19 protein-coding genes are annotated in these 18,823 nt (G+C 48.7%); 15 read left to right on the top strand and 4 right to left on the bottom strand.

Annotation, left to right across the window (positions count from 1 at the left end; all coding sequences use genetic code 11):
• Positions 1 to 15 precede the first annotated feature (15 nt).
• From ABID47_RS06180 to ABID47_RS06245, 14 genes are all read left to right on the top strand, one after another.
• A complete protein-coding gene (locus ABID47_RS06180) occupies positions 16 to 1,992 on the top strand; it encodes a YjhG/YagF family D-xylonate dehydratase (RefSeq protein ID WP_354495298.1) in 1,977 nt (658 codons plus the stop codon).
• 349 nt (positions 1,993 to 2,341) lie between these two features.
• A complete protein-coding gene (locus ABID47_RS06185; RefSeq protein ID WP_354495299.1) occupies positions 2,342 to 3,568 on the top strand; it encodes a copper amine oxidase N-terminal domain-containing protein in 1,227 nt (408 codons plus the stop codon).
• 112 nt (positions 3,569 to 3,680) lie between these two features.
• Entirely contained in the window at positions 3,681 to 4,118 is a 438-nt protein-coding gene (locus ABID47_RS06190) for an Rrf2 family transcriptional regulator (RefSeq protein WP_116230166.1), read from the top strand.
• A complete protein-coding gene (locus ABID47_RS06195; protein WP_354495300.1) occupies positions 4,115 to 4,249 on the top strand; it encodes a hypothetical protein in 135 nt (44 codons plus the stop codon). Before ABID47_RS06190 ends, ABID47_RS06195 begins: the two co-directional genes overlap by 4 nt.
• Positions 4,250 to 4,492: 243 nt before the next feature.
• Positions 4,493 to 5,713 (top strand): MFS transporter, encoded by a 1,221-nt coding sequence (locus ABID47_RS06200; RefSeq protein WP_354495301.1) that lies wholly within the window; start codon positions 4,493 to 4,495, stop codon positions 5,711 to 5,713.
• A 150-nt stretch (positions 5,714 to 5,863) separates the two neighbouring features.
• A complete protein-coding gene (locus ABID47_RS06205; protein WP_354495302.1) occupies positions 5,864 to 6,694 on the top strand; it encodes an alpha/beta fold hydrolase in 831 nt (276 codons plus the stop codon).
• Positions 6,695 to 6,949: 255 nt separating this feature from the next.
• Positions 6,950 to 7,471 (top strand): DUF5946 family protein, encoded by a 522-nt coding sequence (locus ABID47_RS06210; protein WP_354495303.1) that lies wholly within the window; start codon positions 6,950 to 6,952, stop codon positions 7,469 to 7,471.
• 21 nt (positions 7,472 to 7,492) lie between these two features.
• The gene (locus tag ABID47_RS06215) at positions 7,493 to 8,071 is read left to right on the top strand and encodes an MBL fold metallo-hydrolase (RefSeq protein WP_354495304.1); all 579 of its coding nucleotides are present in this window, start codon (positions 7,493 to 7,495) and stop codon (positions 8,069 to 8,071) included.
• Between the two features lie 303 nt (positions 8,072 to 8,374).
• Positions 8,375 to 8,641 carry a CD3324 family protein gene (locus tag ABID47_RS06220; RefSeq protein WP_354495305.1) on the top strand — a complete coding sequence of 89 codons (267 nt, stop codon included), beginning with the start codon at positions 8,375 to 8,377 and terminating at the stop codon, positions 8,639 to 8,641.
• Positions 8,642 to 8,772: 131 nt separating this feature from the next.
• Entirely contained in the window at positions 8,773 to 9,627 is an 855-nt protein-coding gene (locus ABID47_RS06225; RefSeq protein WP_354495306.1) for a GNAT family N-acetyltransferase, read from the top strand.
• A gap of 170 nt (positions 9,628 to 9,797) precedes the next feature.
• Entirely contained in the window at positions 9,798 to 10,436 is a 639-nt protein-coding gene (locus tag ABID47_RS06230) for an HD domain-containing protein (RefSeq protein ID WP_354495307.1), read from the top strand.
• Between the two features lie 173 nt (positions 10,437 to 10,609).
• A complete protein-coding gene (locus ABID47_RS06235; protein ID WP_354495308.1) occupies positions 10,610 to 10,834 on the top strand; it encodes a hypothetical protein in 225 nt (74 codons plus the stop codon).
• Between the two features lie 136 nt (positions 10,835 to 10,970).
• The gene (locus ABID47_RS06240) at positions 10,971 to 11,507 is read left to right on the top strand and encodes a DinB family protein (protein WP_354495309.1); all 537 of its coding nucleotides are present in this window, start codon (positions 10,971 to 10,973) and stop codon (positions 11,505 to 11,507) included.
• Positions 11,508 to 11,821: 314 nt separating this feature from the next.
• Positions 11,822 to 13,810, top strand: a complete 1,989-nt coding sequence (locus tag ABID47_RS06245; protein ID WP_354495310.1) for a Na+/H+ antiporter — start codon at positions 11,822 to 11,824, stop codon at positions 13,808 to 13,810.
• A gap of 8 nt (positions 13,811 to 13,818) precedes the next feature.
• Here ABID47_RS06245 and ABID47_RS06250 read toward each other — a convergent pair whose 3' ends face one another.
• Complete coding sequence (locus tag ABID47_RS06250; RefSeq protein WP_354495311.1) at positions 13,819 to 15,033, bottom strand: MFS transporter; 1,215 nt, start codon at positions 15,031 to 15,033, stop codon at positions 13,819 to 13,821.
• A 242-nt stretch (positions 15,034 to 15,275) separates the two neighbouring features.
• The gene (locus ABID47_RS06255) at positions 15,276 to 16,121 is read right to left on the bottom strand and encodes an SDR family oxidoreductase (protein WP_354495312.1); all 846 of its coding nucleotides are present in this window, start codon (positions 16,119 to 16,121) and stop codon (positions 15,276 to 15,278) included.
• A 94-nt stretch (positions 16,122 to 16,215) separates the two neighbouring features.
• Between ABID47_RS06255 and ABID47_RS06260 the strand changes: the two genes are divergently transcribed.
• The gene (locus ABID47_RS06260) at positions 16,216 to 16,629 is read left to right on the top strand and encodes a MerR family transcriptional regulator (protein ID WP_354495313.1); all 414 of its coding nucleotides are present in this window, start codon (positions 16,216 to 16,218) and stop codon (positions 16,627 to 16,629) included.
• A gap of 35 nt (positions 16,630 to 16,664) precedes the next feature.
• Here the strand turns inward: ABID47_RS06260 and ABID47_RS06265 are convergent, their stop codons facing one another.
• Both ABID47_RS06265 and ABID47_RS06270 read right to left on the bottom strand, forming a co-directional pair.
• Positions 16,665 to 17,576 carry a helix-turn-helix transcriptional regulator gene (locus ABID47_RS06265; protein ID WP_354495314.1) on the bottom strand — a complete coding sequence of 304 codons (912 nt, stop codon included), beginning with the start codon at positions 17,574 to 17,576 and terminating at the stop codon, positions 16,665 to 16,667.
• A 209-nt stretch (positions 17,577 to 17,785) separates the two neighbouring features.
• Positions 17,786 to 18,646: an SDR family oxidoreductase gene (locus ABID47_RS06270; RefSeq protein ID WP_354495315.1), complete on the bottom strand. Its 861-nt coding sequence runs from the start codon at positions 18,644 to 18,646 to the stop codon at positions 17,786 to 17,788.
• Positions 18,647 to 18,823 lie beyond the last annotated feature (177 nt).

An 18,823-nucleotide genomic window follows, 5' to 3' on the forward strand; every position in this document is an offset into this window, starting at 1 on the left:
CTTGGGGAGGGTGCCATGCACAATTCGATCAAGTCGATCATGGGGAAGGATGACCTGGCAAGCGGCGACATTACAACGCATGCCCCCGGGGTGCAGGGAAGGCTGCCATTAACAGATGATCTGCTGAGAAATGCCCCAAGCGGAGACCTGTTTGGCATGTCCCAAAACGTCGGGATGGGCTGGAAGCCGGGAGAACTGAACGGAAAGCAGTTTCTGATTCTCAGCACGCAGGGAGGGATTCGCCAAGAGGACGGCAGTCCCGTGGCCCTGGGATATCACACAGGACACTGGGAGGTTGGCTTGCTGATGAAGGCTGCGGCGGAGGAAATCTCCGGCCGCGGTGGTATCCCGTTCGCCGGCTACGTGAGCGACCCATGCGACGGCAGGTCACAGGGAACGTCGGGTATGTTCGATTCGCTCCCCTACCGGAACGACGCAGCCGTCGTGTTTCGCCGGCTCATCCGCTCGCTGCCTACGCGAAAAGGTGTTATTGGCGTTGCCACCTGTGACAAAGGGCTGCCTGCCATGATGCTTGCGCTTGCGGGCATGCCGCAGCTTCCGGGAATTGTCGTTCCCGGAGGGGTAACGCTTCCGCCTACCGAAGGGGAAGATGCCGGCAAAATTCAAACGATCGGCGCAAGGTACTCAAGCGGCGAACTCACGCTGGAAGCAGCGGCGGAGCTTGGCTGCCGGGCCTGCGCGACGCCTGGTGGGGGATGCCAGTTTCTCGGTACGGCGGCAACGGCCCAAGTTGTCGCCGAGGCGCTTGGCATGACGGTTCCTCATGCCGCGCTTGCGCCTTCGGGCCAGCCCATCTGGGAGGAAATGGCCCGTCAATCCTCCCGTGCGCTGATGGCGATGGAGTCTCAAGGACTGCGGATGGGCGACATCCTCACAAATGCGGCGGTACGAAATGCCATGGTCGTTCATGCTGCTTTCGGAGGCTCGACCAATCTGCTGCTCCACATCCCAGCGATCGCCCACGCAGCTGGATTACAGGTGTCGGCGGTGCAGGATTGGATCCGCGTCAACCGGGATGTACCGCGCATCGTCAGCGTACTACCGAACGGCCCGGTTTTTCACCCGACCATTCGGGTATTTCTGGCCGGGGGCGTGCCTGAAGTGATGCTGCACCTCAGACGTCTCGGTGTGTTAGATGAATCGGTGCTCACGGTAACGGGCTCCTCACTGGGAGAAGTTCTTGATTGGTGGGAATCGTCGGAGCGTCGTCATCAGCTGCGCAAGCAGCTTAAGGAAAAGGACGGAATCGATCCGGACAGTGTCATCATGAGCCCGGACCAATCGAGGCTCCTTGGCATCACTTCCACCGTCACGTTTCCAACCGGGAATATCGCTCCGGAAGGCTCTGTGATCAAGTCCACATCGATCGACCCTTCCGTCCTGAATGAGGATGGCATTTATCACCATAAAGGCAGGGCCAAGGTGTTTACGACCGAACGCGACGCGATCCGTGCGATTAAGAACGGTGGTGTTCAGGCAGGTGATATCATGGTTCTCATTGGCAGGGGACCGTCCGGAACGGGCATGGAGGAGACGTATCAGCTCACGTCCGCGCTTAAGCACCTATCCTTCGGAAAATATGTGTCGCTTATCACCGATGCCCGTTTTTCCGGCGTCTCAACTGGCGCATGCATCGGTCATGTCGGCCCTGAAGCGCTGGCAGGCGGACCGATCGGCAAGCTCAGGGACGGCGATTTGATTGAAATTGTCGTTGACCGTAACCGGTTGGAAGGGCGGGTAGATTTTATCGGAGAAGGGGACCAGGAGGTAACGCCGGATGAGGGGGCCCGATTATTGGCCCAGAGGCCATTCCACCCAGAAATGCGTCCCGATGATGACCTCCCGGACGACACGAAGCTATGGGCTGCTCTGCAAGCCGTCAGCGGTGGCACATGGAAAGGCAATGTTTATGATGTAGAGCGAATCGTCACAGCTATCGAAGCCGGAAAAAAGGCGCTCGGTTGGAACTAAAACCTAGTGAACCTGATTAACTCTCCGTTGGGGAAAACTAATAGGATGATCGTTCTTTTTAAATCAATATCAGGACCGCTGATTAATTTCGGCGGTCCTTTTGTTATTGGACCAGAGGGCTGTTTTTCAAGACAGGGATTAGTTTCAAGCTAACGGACGTGAAGAGCGATTGTGAAATGTAAAGAAAATATGACTTGCCGAGATAGCTTCTAGTAGAGCGACTCCTGTGGGTTCAGCGTAATTTGCCCGTTGAGCTTGTTACCAATTATTACATACCGTATAATTTCAATGTGCGACCAAGTGTGCACAGTGCGGTAAGAACAAATTTAATAAGATAAGGAAGTCACTCATGAGAAAATGGCTAGTATGCACGTTGGCGATCATGTTGAGCTTAGGTGCATTTACCCCCGCGATTTACGCTTCTGAAGTCCGTGTATCCGTGGACGGGCGAGAAGTACAATTCCCAGATGGACACCCCTATGTCGATCAAAAATCCAGCCTTACGATGGTTCCGCTTGCTTTTGTATCCGACAAACTCGGAGCGACAACGAAATGGAACGGAAGTTTAAAACAAATCACGATCTCGCTTAACCGTGACATCATTATTTTGGTGATTGGCCATAATTATGCACTGGTGAATGGGAAAAGGGTGGACTTTGAAGGGTCAGCGGTGCTTAAAGATGGCCGCACGATGGTTCCGCTGCGCTTTATTAGTGAAGCCCTGCACTCCAACGTGGATTGGCAGCCTTCGAGCAATCTGGTGAGCATCATGTCTTCGGTGGCCCGGGTTCCGAAAGGAACATGGATATGGGACAGTCACATCATCAAACAGGATCAAGATCAAATCATAAATTTCGCAAAAGTAAAAGGTGTAACATCCATTTACCTTCAAATCGACAGAGATCTAGATCCGGCAATATATGAAGGCTTCATCCGGAAAGCGAAGAAGGAAGGAATTCAAGTGGAGGCACTTGAGGGCCGTCCGGAATGGGCCAAAAAGTCTGCGCAGGGGGATATTCAAAAATTTATAGCGTGGGTGAAAGCTTATAATTCTTCTGTTGGCCCGGAAGCAGGCTTCACGGGATTGCATTTCGATATTGAGCCTTATGGTCTTAGCGAATGGACCACGGACAATAAGACCATTCTTGAAAGCTGGATGGACAATTTAAGACTGATTGAGAAAGAAAGCAAAGGAAGCGGCTTGAACATTGCGATCGACGTTCCGTATTGGCTGAATACGATTAAATTACCGGGAAAGGATTACAGCATGAGCGCATGGATGCTGGAGAAGTTCGATTCCCTTGTCATCATGAATTATCGGAATCATGCGTTGGGCGGTAATGGCATTGTGGAAAATGCGCAGGCCATGCTGAGGGAAGCGTCCACGTTGAACAAGAAGATTGTTATTGCTGTCGAAACGGTCAAAAGCAATGAGGGGCCGCGGGTCTCATTCTATTCCATGAGCAGCGATATGATGGATAAAGAGCTGCAGTCCGCTCATAATCAATTGGCTAATTATGCAAGCTATGCCGGCTTCGCCATCCACGATTTCAAAAGCTGGCAGGACATGAAGTGAGAAGCCAATCCATTACAAAGTACACCGTATAGCTGCTGGGAAGAGTAAGGGTGCCGTTGACGGGAGGCGTTCAATGAAACTATAATGGTTTTATTGAAAGGGGATGCCGAAAATGGCTATCGTAAGCCGCTACACCGTTGCGCTTCATATATTGACTTGGCTGGCTTATTGGTCGGAGAAGGACGAATTTTTCCCTTCCGACCGGATTGCGAACAGCGTAGGAACGAGCCCGGTTTTTCTGAGACGGATTCTCGGCCAGCTCGCGAAAGCAGGCCTGGTTCTGGTGCAGCACGGAGGGACAGGGGCCGGATGGAAGCTGGCGCGCCTTCCGGAGGAGATCAGCCTGCTGGACGTGTACGAAGCCGTTGTGCAGACGCCACTTTTCGAGCTGCATCACAGCCAGCCGAACCCGAGCTGTATTATCGGCCATGGCATTCAGCCGGCCCTGCAAACGGTTTACGAGGACAGCGAGGAAGCGTTGAAGCGCCGGCTGGCACAGGAATCGATCCGTGATCTGGTCGCCTCGTCGCTGGAGCACGGGAAGCGGTGATGCCGCCGCAGCGGATGGCATCCTTGGAGAACCGCTTGCCGGAGGGGGCCAGGTTAGCGGGCCAGCAGCTGCCGGATCCGAAAATCTGGCAGCCGGAGACCCCGGTTGAGAAATCCGGCAACGCCGTTTGACTGACCCGCGTTTTTTCGCTCCTCAATGTAACTGATTCAGTTTCAATGAAAGGAGGTGGCAGGCGACTGCTCACGTTCAAGTGAGGATGGAAGTGGGCTCATTACGACGTTCAATGTAACCGATTCGGTTGTATTGATTGCTATAAGAATTTAAGATGTAACCGAAGCTTGGCTTTTTTTGCTTCTCATTGTAACTGATTCAGTTCTATTGATAAGACGAATCTAAATAAGGAGAGGGATTTCATGGACAAACGGTTTTTTTGGCTGGCGCTTGGGTCGTTTGCGGTCGGCACGGAAGGGTATATGATCGGCGGGCTGCTGCCGACACTGGCGGCGGCGATGCATGTGTCGACGGCGCTTGCCGGACAGCTGGTGACGGCGTTTGCGCTCGTGTACGCTGTATCGTCGCCGCTGTTGACGACTCTGACAGCGAGGATGGAACGCAGGAAACTGCTGTTCGGTTCGCTGCTGCTGCTCACTGTCGGAAACGTGCTGTGCGGGTTCGCCTCATCTTATGGCCTGATGATGACCGGGCGGATTGTCGCCGCGCTGGGGGCAGGCCTGTTCTCGCCGGGGGCCGTCGCCGTCGCCTCCACGCTGGCCCCGGCTGAGAAAAGAGGGCGCGCGGTGTCGATCGTCGTTGCCGGGCAGACCGTCTCCCTGATCCTGGGCGTCCCCTTCGGGATGTGGGTCGCCCTGACGTTCGACTGGCGTACGACGTTCTGGATCGTCGGCGGAGTGGCGCTGCTCGCCGCGGTAGCCATCCGGCTGCTGTTCCCGCAGGTGGCGCCGGGAGCGGCGATCGGCATACGGGAACGCCTTTCGTATCTGAAGAAGCCGGAGCTGCTATCCGCCTTGCTGATTACGCTCGCTTGGGCCACCGGTATTTTTGCGCTCTTTACGTATGTTTCCGAACTTTTTTCCGGCTATGGTGCCGGCGGCCGGACGATCAGCATGGTGCTGAGCCTCTCCGGTATCGCCAGCTTCATCGGGGTGCGGACAGGCGGCTTGGCCGCGGACCGGATCGGACCAAACCGGGCGATTCCGCTGGCGCTGACTCTGCTCACTGCCGCGCTTATCTTGATGTCCGCATTATACGGCTTTGCCGGCCGGCCTGGTATTCTCGCCATGGCGGTGGCTGCTATGGCACTGTTCGGATTCAGCGGCTACATGTTCAATCCTGCACAGCAGCACCGTCTGATCGGGCTGTCGGGGCCTTCGTCTGGCATCGTCCTGTCGCTACAGTCTTCCGTCCTTTACGTCGGCAGTGCCTTGGGCGCATCGGCCGGAGGAGCTGTCGTGCGCTTCGCTACCGTCGGTGAAATTGGCTATTTCGCAGGCGCTATGACGGCGCTGTCGCTCGTCTTATTTGCGGTTAGCCTGCGTCTGGAGCGGCGCATGAAGCGGCGGGCAGCCGTAACGGGGCAGGCGCACGCTGCAGACGAGTCGGGTGCCGCCGGCTAAGCTCAGCTGGCTTTTACTTCCGTCCGCATTTTGTAAATACGATGTGTCAATGGTGACAAGATGCTGTCATATTTTGAATGCTACGATCGAGAGGTGATCAGAAAATTTCGATAGGAGTGAGAAGGTTTGTTCACACACCGGGAAGTACTTGTGAAAGAAGTTCCGATCCATGTAGTCGAAGCTGGTTGCATATCAAAGCCGACTGTGTTTTTGATTCATGGTTGGCCGACCTGTTGGCTGGAATTTGAAGGAGTGATGCATAGGCTTGCCGAAGCGTATCATGTTATCGCCATCGACATCCCCGGAATCGGGAACTCAATCATCCCTTTACAGTCATACAGCAAACGCAATATTGCCGAGTATGTTCGAGGAATTATGGATCATATGAATTTGCAAGATGTGACGTTGGTAGGATGTGATGCTGGGGGCCAGGTGACGTATGCTTTTCTGAAGAGCTTTCCTGACAGGTTATCGCGAGCGGTGATTATGAATGTCGCCATTCCTGGAGTTGATCCGTGGAACGAGGTGAAAAGTAATCCTTACATCTGGCATTTTGGTTTTCATAACGTGCCTGAACTGCCCGAGATACTGGTTTCAGGCAAAGAACTTCCTTATTTCTCCTTTTTCTATGACGTGCTGGCCGGAAAGGGCAAGCGAATGAGTGATGCCCGCAGAACATTATATGCCGAAGCCTATTCCCGTTTGGATGCATTGAGAGCAGGATTTGATTTATACAGAGGCTTCCAAGAAGATGAACAGGATAATGCCGCGTCAAAACATGTTACCGTGTCAACGCCAGTTCTATACTTGCGAGGATCGGATGAAAATGTAGATATTGAAAAATACCTTACGGGATTTAGGGAAAATGGCCTGCAAAATATCAAAGCCAAAATCATCGAAAATTGCGGACATTTTTCAGCAGAAGAACAGCCTGAACGGGTTGCAATGGCCATAAAGGAATTTATCCATAGCTCTTTGTAACGTTAAAAGGTTTGGCTGAGAGTACGATTGATACATTGCGAAGTTGTAAGACAACCAGAACAGCTAATCACTTAAGAGCCGCATTGTTGCGGCTTTTTATCATTTCTCGGCATATGATCTTGCCAAAACCGGAGGAATCTCAAACGACCCACTCAATAGCTTATTGACCTTAACGTAACGTCAACCCTTAAAATGATCTCAAGAGGCCAATGCAGATTTTCAAAGGGTCAGTGTTCACGAAGGGAAAGTGGTATTATGCAGAATATAGAGCTGCAAGCCCAGAAAAAGGACATAAAGTTGACGGATCACGGCAGATGCCAATTTTGCGGGTCAAACACCAGGGGCGGAGTATTTGAATGCTTTGACATTTTCAACGATCTGGCAATGAATTTCATGGAAGGGAATAATCTATTCACATTTATATATGCCGATGCACATTGTTTGCAGCATTCGGAGGTTCATGGGGTATGGAACAACAATTTGCATCTCACCAGACAGTATTTAATCCTTGAAAAAGCTATAGCCTGGGAGTATGCAAAGACAAGCCGGCTGAGCGGTATCCTCGATCAATACAAACGGTCACACCCGGATATTTTGATTCCTGCATTGCCGCTTCAGCAAAGAGGACATTTAACGGTTACAGACATAATCGGGCTAAAGCAGAAAGAACTCGAATCCATGGTATACAAATGGGCAAATGATGTCTACCATTCATATGATCGGTACCATACAAATGCAAAAGTTGTGGGAGATCTATATATCAACAAATATGAATGATAATAATGGAGGAAGGACGAGATGAATGTAATAAATATCGGCTACGCTTCGACCAATTATTATGCAATCGGCTTCCAGGAAAAGTATCTTCTCATCGATGTGGGGTTACCCGGTACGCTGGGGAAGATGGCCAGCCAATTGCGAAAACATAACATCCAATGGAGTGACATTCCCTATTTGATGGTTACGCATTTTCACCCTGATCATTGCGGAATCGCACAAGAGATACAATCCATGGGTGTTGAGCTTATTATCAGCCGAACGCAGTCGGATTTTCTTGAATCTGCAAACGAGTCTATGAAAAAGTTCTCCAGCTTTAAAGAAATCAAGGTGGAAGCTCATAATATCATCAATGAACATGATCAGGCCGTTTTTACTAAAAAAGTTGGCATTCCAGGGTATATACTTCATACACCAGGCCACTCGGATGATTCCATTAGTATTGTTATCGAGGGGTTGGGTATTTTTACGGGGGATTTACCCTATAATCCCCATATGAGGATGGATACGAATGAAAAGGTTGATCAAAGCTGGTCACGGTTAAGAAATACAAACGAACACAAGGTATTCCCTGGGCACGGCCAACCCCTCATGCTTTGAAATGACAGTTAGGCGCAGTTCGAGACATTTACATGAAGTGGAGAAATCAGTAAAATAAACATATTATCGATTGTAATATTTGGTAATGATTAGACACCGATCATTTTTTTGAAAGTGAGGTCTCGAATGATGAGAAAATTGACGATCAGCTCCATGCAAAGTCTTGTACTATAAACAACGGCGGTTGTTTGTATGGAGCTTAGAATTCATTTTTACCGCCTGAATATCAGCGTACATGATAGTTGTTTATAGGATAGGCTTTGCAACCTTAAATTTTAATAAATTTTAAGGAGCAGAGCTATCATGAAGTATGTAAACGCAGATATCATTTTTCCGGAAGAGCTTTTAAAGGAAATACAGAAATATGTCCACGGAAGTATGGTTTACATCCCAACCCCAGAAGGACAACGGAAGAAATGGGGCGAAAATTCAGGGAGCCGAAAACATTTGAGCCTCAGAAACGAAACGATACGTCAGCAATATATCGATGGTGCAACGATCGATGAACTTTCGGATCAATTCTGCCTTTCCATCGATAGTATTAAAAAAATCATTTATTCAAAAATATAGGCGTAGAAATCACATCGTATGTTATGATGTGATTTTTTGTGTAACAAATGATTCTGAAGGATCTTTTATATATTTCTAAACGGTTTCCTTTGCTACGATTGAAGAAACACCATGCAGAGGGGAGCATTCGGATGTCATTACAAGTTCGTCCGTATGGGTCTGAATTAGAGGAAGCAGTAAAAAACTTAAGTCACAAAGTATGGATCCTTTTTAAATATAATCAAGATTACGATCATCAGAGGATGAGCTGTATATTTAATGAGGAAGGGAATTTAATTTGTGCGGGATACTTACGCCACGGAATTGCTGATGATCATGATGTATTCGAAGTCGAAATGCCCACGAATGAATTAGCTTTAAACCGCATGGATGAAGTGAGAGCAGCTCTTTTCCCTACATTTATAGAAACCTGTCAAAAGCTGCGTAATCCAAACAAGAAAACGAAGCTGGTTGCGTGGAAGGACTTTTATGGTGACAGAGCGTTTTACGAAGGGAAGGGCTTTAGCCCTTTTCAAACTTATTACATAGCACGGCGTTCACTTGAAGAACCTGTACCTGAAGTCAGAACGCCTGTTGGAGTGAATGTCAAATACCACCCGATGGAATCCAGAGAAGAACGAATCCAATATACCGAGCTGGAAAATCAATTTTATCAAGGTGTAGTTTACCGAAGTGTAAATATGTTGGAATGGATGATGGGTGGCCCGGAGTTACATACCATCTCTGCCTTTGAAGGTGATGAGCTTGTTGGGAGCGTAATGTGTTGGCAAACTGGGGCAGTCGAAAGACTATTCGTCATTCCGCGTTGGCGTAAAAAAGGGCTGGGTAGGTTTCTCATCACGAAGGGATTTGATTATCATCTGAAGAACGGCCGAAACGAAGTGGAGACGCTGGTTCATGAACAGAATAAGGAAGCTATGTCGTTGTTAGAGTCAATGGGGTATACCTTTCCTGTAAAATTAGTACTTATGTCAATGGATATTTAGAAAAAGGATTTGCAGCGACTTCCCGGAATATTCAAATGTCTTAAGGGGATACTGGAAATAGGTAGGAGATCATGCATTTGGTCGATGATGATCATAGAAACACCCGCATTGATCTCCATTCCATGAAACCCTAGTATAAGCTTAACGACATAAATAGGGGGCGCTTAGCGATGTCCATGTCAATCGCAGATATCCAAATACCTGATAGCAAACTGGCCAAGGAAGCAGCCGAATTACTGCGGGAACATGGCGATGATTTGCTATGGAACCATTCGAACCGGGTGTATCTTTTCGCAGCATTCAAAGGCAACCTGAGTCAATTGAAGTACGATCCGGAATTGCTGTATATCAGTTCTCTATTCCACGATTTAGGCCTGACGCCTGCATTCCGCAGTCCGGACAAGCGCTTTGAAGTCGACGGCGCGAATGCCGCTCGAGATTTCCTGCAAAGCCGTGGCGTCCCGGAAGAATCCATTCGTTTGGTGTGGGATGCCGTTGCCCTTCATACTACGATGGGAATCGTCGAATATAAAGAAAACGAAGCGGCCCTGATGAATTTTGGCGTCGGTTACGACGTCGTGGGGAAAAACTTCGAACTGATCTCGGAAGAAATTCGCCGGCAAATCGTTGATGCGTTCCCGCGAAACCGGTTTAAGCACAACATTCTGCGCGCCTTCTTTGAAGGCTTTAAGCATAAACCGGAAACGACCTACGGCACGATTAACGCCGATATATGCGAGCTGTTTCTGCCGGGCTATAAACGGCCTAATTTTTGCCATCACGTGCTTCATTCCAGATGGGAAGAGTAACAGCGCACGTTCAATCAGCATAAGCCATGAACCTGGACAAGAGCGTACACACTTCATAGCCGCGTAACTGCGGCTTTTTGTGTTTTAAAATGAATTGATGCTAAAGTATGATGACAAAATGGAAAATTTTAACGTCTAAGCCGTGATGATTAGGATAGAATCAAGGTATATGTGTGGATACCGCTGGACCGGTTGAACTTTTAAAAGATGAAATTCCTGTTTCGGTACAGCCCGGTGAAGTCGTGAAGTTTGCAATGAATGTTGAGCCCATGCCCAACAAATATCACGTCACGCAAATGACGGCGGAGGGAAGTTCAATAGACGTTGCGGTAAAAGAGAATAGTTTTTACGCCCCCTTAGAAAAAGGGACTTATTATTACTCTTACGGCGTGTGGTAGATGGACGAGCACATTGAAAATCGATCGAATGGTGACGCTTTTTATTGTTTTGTCTTAAAAGTCCTTTAAAGAAACAGGAGACGATCGTAATCTGTGTTAAGGCTCCCAAATATGAATCATCGAGGAGAGAGAGCAAATGAATAGGAAACAGATAGACATTTTTCGTATGCAATTTGACTTTGTTTGGGATACGGAAACCTGGTTTTTACCCTTAGAATCTGCTCTTGCAGGTTTAAATTCGACCGATGCAAGCTGGCAGCCTCCTGGAGGAGGAAACACCATTTGGCAAATGGTAAACCATCTAAATTATTACAACGCCCTGCTTGTCAGACAACTCCATGTCACAACGCCTGGAACAGAGGCATCTGAACACAAGCCTACATATGGAGATATCGGTGAACCCCCTGATTCTAAATGGGAGGCCGTTTTGGCAGAAGATTCATTTGGAGGGCCTGGGGACCCGGCGGATGCTGACAAGTGGGCGGCAACCATGGCAGAAACCCGCCTGATTTGTGAAGAATTGCGTCAATCTCTGGCACAAATGAACGACAGTCAGCTGGATGAGGAGCGTGTTGGGAGGCTGGCCCGTCAAATGCTGCACAACGTATACCACATCGGACAAATCGTATTCATTCGCAAACAGCAAGGTTCTTGGCCAAAGGAACGGGAATAATATGTATATTCGCTTAAGGGCCCTATAATGAAGTAACAAAGCCTAATTTCTCACCGAATGCCGAGAAATTAGGCTTTTTCACGCTTCATAGCCATATATGGTGAAGAACAAATGGAAAGTAGGGTGTATTAAAGAAGCTGTTGGTAATTCCGATGATAATACCTATGGGTACTAAGAATATTGCTCTAGGCTTAAGTGCAAGCGATTCACATACAGTTCATAAAATTACTTTACAATAAGCTGAATCGTTTGCGAGGGCCCTGAATTTACGACAAGTTGATGAATACAGATATCGATATGGAGGTAAGATTCGTTTGGAATTGTTTGAGTATATTTTGCTAATGCTGGCGGCGGTGTCTTTATCCAATTTAGTGAACCGGTTTATCCCCTCGGTCTCCGTGCCTATGATTCAAATCGTGCTGGGGATGCTGATTACCAGGCTGCCCTTACACTATGAGCTGAAATTAAATCCGGAGCTGTTTTTGCTCCTGTTCATTGCCCCGTTGCTGTTCAATGATGGAAGGCATGCGGATAAGGAAGCGCTCTGGAAGCTGAAGAAACCAATCCTTTTGCTGGCGCTGGGTCTGGTGTTCGTCACGGTAGCCGTAGTTGGTTATTTCCTGAACTGGCTCCTTCCGGTGATTCCGCTGGCGGCATCTTTTGCACTGGCGGCTGCATTAGCGCCTACCGATGCTGTGGCCGTGGGTGCACTGGAGCAGAAAGTAAAAGTCCCTCATCAGACGATGCAAATTCTGGAGGGGGAATCCTTAATTAATGACGCATCGGGGCTGGTGTCATTTCAGTTTGCCGTAGCCGCAATGGTCACGGGTGTGTTCTCTTTCAAAATGGCCAGCGTCAGTTTTATTTCCATCTCACTTGGCGGGGTGGTGCTGGGCCTTCTGCTCACGCTTGTTAAATATGGGTTGGTGAAATGGCTGCGGAGACTGGGGATGGAGAATGTTACGCTCCACATGCTGATTGAGATCCTGACCCCTTTTGTGATTTTCATGACGGCCGAGGAATTAGGGGTTAACGGCATCCTGGCCGTCGTCGCCGCCGGAATCGCCCATTCTTTTGGCTACAAGAAAATGAATCCCGAGGTAGCCAAGCTGCGGGTTGTATCCAAAAGCACCTGGTCGGTCATTGTTTTTGTACTGAACGGGCTGGTTTTCCTGCTGCTTGGCACACAGCTTCCAGATATTATTCAGACGATTTGGAACAGTGCGGAAATCGGAAATCTGAAAGTAATCATGTACACCCTCTTATTGACCGCAGCTGTGCTTGGGCTGCGATTCATCTGGGCGATTCTGATGGATATGGTCGAAGGGACCAAACCGCGCGGCCCTTGGCGGCTCAGGGTCAAGAAGGCGCTGATCCTCAGCCTATCAGGCGTCCGGGGAACGATCACACTCGCGAGTACGATGTCACTTCCATTATTTCTTGGTGACGGCACCGCGTTTCCGGCGAGGGATCTGATCATTTTCCTTGCGGCTGGAGTTATCCTGTGGACCCTTCTTGCGTCCAACTATCTGCTGCCGCTTTTATTGGGGAAAGAAACGCAAACGGAGCAGGAAGAGGAGGAGGTTCAGGCAAAAATTGAAATTCTGAGGAATGTGGTGAACGGATTAAACGAACTGACCACGGATCAGAACCGGCTGGCGATTGCCCAGATCATCAATACGTATACTTCCCGAATCAAATCGCTCAGAAAAGAGGAAAAGAACGATAAAGTGCAGCGGGCCTTGGGCCTGTCTATCCTGAAATGGGAAAGAGAGAACACGCTGCACGCGGTTCAGAAGAAAGAAGTGAATCCAGTGACAGCGTACCGTTACCTTAAAAGAATAAACCAGCTGTTATTTATGCACACAGGAGATGTCCGTTATAAAAAAGAGCTTTTCCCTGTGAAGCAATGGATTAAAGTGTTCGGAATGCTGCATCCGGCCCACCTGAGTATCCGAGAGAGGCGCGCCGAATTGGCCAAGCTCAGAATTCAAAATACGGCTTACGTCATAAAGGAGCTGAATGCGCTGCTTGCAAAAGGGGAGACGGATATGGAGTCGGTCAGCTCGCTGATCCTGCAATATGAACGTACGCTGCTTCTTCTGACCCGAAACGAATCGGACACCTACAACCGGGAAGAGTTCGACATCATGATGCAGGAGCTCGCACGGGTCGGGATTCAGCTGGAGAGAGACAACATCCAAACCATGTTCGAGACCGGACGTATATCCAGACAGGGCATGAAGGAAATGAAACGTGATATTCTCTTCATGGAGCATGACTTGAGAGAAGAGATGGGTTGAGAATCATCCTATTGATTTATGCTGCCTGCTAACGCGTTTGTAGACGCCGATGACGATTTTTTATTCAATTTTCTTACCGAGACTAGACTGCTTGCAAGCAGCACAAATGCACCAAAAAGATAAGGCAAGTCGATATGGATTTCATATAATATTCCTGCGAGTAACGGTCCAAAGATCGTACCAAGGCTCGTATAGGCATTATTCATCCCTGCGACGAATCCTTGGTCCTCTCCAGCTTCTTTGGATAGGAGGGTGTTGATGGTTGGACGCAAAATATTATTGAATGAAAAAAATAGCATGGTGATGATCATGACATAATAGTAATTGCCTGAGAAAAGCAACGATGCGAGCGTGAAAGCGGATAGCACAAGCATGGCGACGATAACCCGCTTTTCCCCGAACCGGCGGGTGATCCGGTCGGTCAGGAGCACTTGGTTCAGCGTGCCGATCAAAGAGCACACGGTAAGTAAAATGGCGATTTGCTGCGTGGTGAAGCCATAACCCTGAACGACAAAAAGCGGGAAAATGGCTTCAAAGTGCGTCAGACCAAACGTCATGGCGAAAACAATAAGCAGCAGGATAAAATAACGGGATTTAACGGAAAGACCAATTTGACGAAAGATATTGTCTTTCTTGTCCTGCACAGATTGGCGAAGGCGGCGGATCTCAGGCGACAGCGGCTCGGGGAGCATCCACATACTGCATATCATAGCCAGCAGTCCAACGGATGCGGAAGCGAAGAAAGGCATTGTGATGCCCCATTCCGCAAGCAATCCTCCTACACCCGGCCCGATAATAAACCCTGAAGTCATCGATGCGCCTAACCAAGACATGGCCTTGCTGCGCTGGGCATCTGCTGTAATATCCGCAACGTAAGCAATAATCGCAGGGACCAGGGCGGCTGACCCGATTCCGCCGATCAGTCTCGACACGAATAATAAGGTTAAATCGCCTGCAAACGCCGCCAGCAAATTAGAAATGGCAAATAAAATCAACCCTGTAATGATCATCGGTTTACGACCGTACCTATCGGACAAATTTCCTGCGAAGGGTGAGAATAGAAACTGTGTCAAACCGAAGCAAGAGACGAGATAGCCGGCAGCTTGGCCGCTTGCTGAAAACATCTCGAGCAGTTCCGGCACGATCGGTATGACGAGGCCCATGCTCAGATTGGCGAGAAACATATTCAATAGAAGTAATGGAAATGCGGACCTTGGTAACATCAATGATCTCCTCTGTAGTCAATATATAACGATGGAAACAGGATAAACGGATCCTTTCATTTATGTTAGCATGCGTCAGTCCGCTTGAATAATATGAATAATATTTACCACAGGAATCATTTTTATATAGATGGCTATTCGTATCCGATGAACAGAGAGGCATAACAAGCGAATAACGATAACCTTTACTGAAAATAAAAAGGGTGTCCCTAGCCAATTAAGGCTTGAGACACCCTCCTATTTTATGCGAAATAATGCCCTTCTTCGAGATCGGCAATGAGTCCGGGCTGCATCGGTTTCCAGCCAAGAAGCTCCCGTGTTGCCTGACTGGCTTGCGCAGTGTTGTACAAGCTTGTAATGTCGAGGGTCGCAATGGCACCTAGAAAGCCGAAATGAGCGGCAGCTTCTTCAGATGTGATGCTGACCGCCGGCACGTTCAATTGCCGTCCGATGACCTCGGCAATCTCGCGGAGCGGAATGCCTTCATCGCCGGCGCCAAGCAGCCGTGAGCCCGCCGGGGCGGATTCCAGCGCCAGACGGTACAGAACTGCCGCGTCCAGGCGACGAACCGCCGGCCAGCGGTTCGTTCCATCACCGATGTAGGCGGCGAAGCCCTTCGACCGGGCGATGCTGATCATCATCGGGACAAAGCCCTTATCGCCTTCGCCGTGTACGGACGGTGCAAGCGAGACGATCGATGCCCGGATACCCCGCTTCGCCATCGCGAGCACAGCTTCATCCACGGCATGGCCATTGGCGTGTGCCGTAGTTATGAACGGCTTTCCGGAGCCTTCGAGCGCCGCTCCCATGACTTCCACGGCCCGCAAATCCAGAGCCAGCGCACCTTCAAAGTCGGAAAAATCGTTGGTGAACGCCAGATGAATCACGCCGTCCGCAGCCGCGGCGGCGCTGCTTAGCGTGTCGAGATCGTCGAGCGTGCCGTACAGCGGTTCGGCTCCCGCTGCCTTTAATCCCGCGGCTTTCTTTTCAGAGCGGCAAAGACCCGATACGGTATGTCCTGCACCGATCAGTTCCTTGACAACCGCAGAACCGACATACCCTGTTGCTCCTGTAACAAAAACATGCATGTTGATATCCTCCTTCATGAGTTGACTGCTTGAACATGTTAAGCATAAACTATGAAGTGAACTCTAGGGCAAGCGGTCCAAAGGAGAAAAGACGATGAAAATTCAGGAACTGGCGGATAAGATGGGATTAACGATTCATACGATCCGCTATTATGAAAAGGAAGGCTTGCTGGATGACCGGCATGTCCGGCGAGAAAGCAACAATTACCGCAACTATTCGGATGAGGCTGTCGAGCGGTTGAAGCTCATCAAGAAGTTCCAGTCCATCGGCTGTTCACTGGCTGAACTGAAGGAAGTGCTGCGGGACCACGACGCCAACGCGAACACGAACCAGCAGATTATCGATTGGATTCGCGGCAAGAAAAAGGAGATCGAAGGCAAGAAGGAAGAATATGACCAGATGCTGGTCACCCTTAACTGGATGCTGGAGTATCGGACTCTACTAAGGGACGATCCGCAAAAAGCACAAGAGATGCTAAAGGCTTGGCATGCCGGCTCATCCGATTGAGCTGCTGATGCGTCTCGTCTCCTATTGGCGGCAATTTAGGAATATTGATTCACCATTTCAAGTAAATAATTTCGAAATTCTTCAGCATACGATGGGGGCTCCACGACTTTTAGGTTTGTGCCGAAGCTTGCTAAAAATTGAAATCCGATATGGCTTTGAGGAACGTGGATGGTTGCCAAGAATAAGTCTGAACTATAGTTTTCAATACTTTTACGGCCATATCTTTCAATGAATTGATCCTTTACGCTGGGCGAAATCAACGCTCTTACAGCGACCAGTTCCGGTTGGTAACTTGACTCATATTCTTGATCTAATGAATAATCTCTAGGGTTAAACGTTTTTTCATCCACTTGAAGATGGTCGATCCTGGATAATTTAAACGTTCTATACCTCATGCGATGCAGACAGAATCCTTTCAAATACCAACTCGTTTCGCTAAAATGAAGCTGATACGGCTCGACCATTCTGTCCGTGATCATGCCGTTTTTATCAATATACGCAAATGAAATCAACCGTCTTGCTAATATTGCTTCCTGACACTTCTTCAAGGTTTGACGAATTTCAGACCTGCCCTCCCAATCATAAAACGACAGCTGAACTGAGCTTTTCGGAGCCAACGGGCTGACCATGGCCTCTATTTTTTTTATAGTCACATCAACTTCTTCGCTGATCAGAATTTGTTCCAATCCGCTGAGTGCCGTTAAAATATTCTCCAGATCGGAGCTGCTTAACAGGCGTTTATCAACCTTATACTCATCCATAATACCGTAGCCGCCATGAACTCCGTTGACCGAATAGATGGGGATGTTGGATACACTCAATGTTTCCATATCACGCAGAATCGTTCTTTTGGTAACGTTGAACAATTGTGCGAATTCTGTGGTTGAAACGACATCCTTTTTCAGCAGGATCATGATGATCGATATTAATCTCTCAACCTTTTCCATATGTACTCCTTCTTTTATATCCTTGATTTATAAAAGGTGACATCATGCTGTCACCTCTTCGTCATTATACTATATTTAGAACAAGAAGGAGGTTTTAGTACATGTCGGCGATTGTCTATTATAGACAAAAAATGGAGCAAAGGAAAATTAAATGGTCAAGAACGGATCAGGCCATCCAAAGTGGACAGCCCATATCCGAAGTTTATAATTTAAGCGTTAATTAGACTGTCTTTTAAAAAATCCGAAAAATTTACTGGGGATCTGCCAATCAGATTTTCCAACGCGGGATTGGTTTGCGAAAAATCCCCGAGTCGACTTGCCTGAAACATCCCCGTAAGCATGTCGACCATCGCTTTCGGCAGTCCCCGGGACACCAAGTGGATCCGATATTCATCATCCGACACGACAATTCGCCGAATGGGTCGATCCAAAGCCCTGGAAGCTATCGATGCGATTCCACTCATGTCCATCGCTTCAGAAGCCGTAAGGGGAGGAGTGATACCGTCATATCTCTGCTCTGTCAGGATGACCGCTGCGGCTTCAGCCAGGTCGGAATGGGTGGTCCAGGCGACTGGACCATCTTCGGGAGCAATCAACTCGCCTGTTTCCAAGGCATCACCCATCCACATGATCGCTGATGCGGCATAAAATCCGTTTCGGAGCGACGTGAATGCCATTCCTGAAGATTGTAGCATCTCTTCTGTAGCAGCATGAACGTTCATGGGAGAAAAGTGTGATGTTGCCGATGAAAACATTTGGCTTGTATACAGCAGTCGACGAACTCCAGCTTTCTTTGCCGCGTCGATTGCGGTTTGATGCTGACGAACAGCAGCTTCTCCCAGGGAGTGGGACGAGATCATGAGAACTTGAGATGCTTCCTCAAAAGCGTAAAGAAGACTTTCGGAATCATCGAAATTTCCTTGCCGAACACGGACTCCACGTTCTTGTAGATCACGAACCTTGTCCACATCCCGGACACTGACACCAACATCCCCGGCAGGAAGACGCTTCAGAAGTTCCTCTACGACCTTACGGCCCAATTTTCCATTTGCTCCAGTAACAACAATCATTTCTAACTCATCCTTTCGTCTGCAAATCAGATTAAGCGTTTCTTGCCATACGATTTTTCATGTGCAATCATAATCGTATAAGTTTAGTTAAAAGGAATGAGCCCGCGCGAACAACCTGCAAATCGCTGTTTTTGTCCTGTTCCCAACATAGTTGTCCTTTTGTCTGTTATTTAAGAT

This window comes from Paenibacillus favisporus, from assembly GCF_040545415.1.
In the GTDB taxonomy this organism is placed as follows: domain Bacteria; phylum Bacillota; class Bacilli; order Paenibacillales; family Paenibacillaceae; genus Paenibacillus_AQ; species Paenibacillus_AQ favisporus.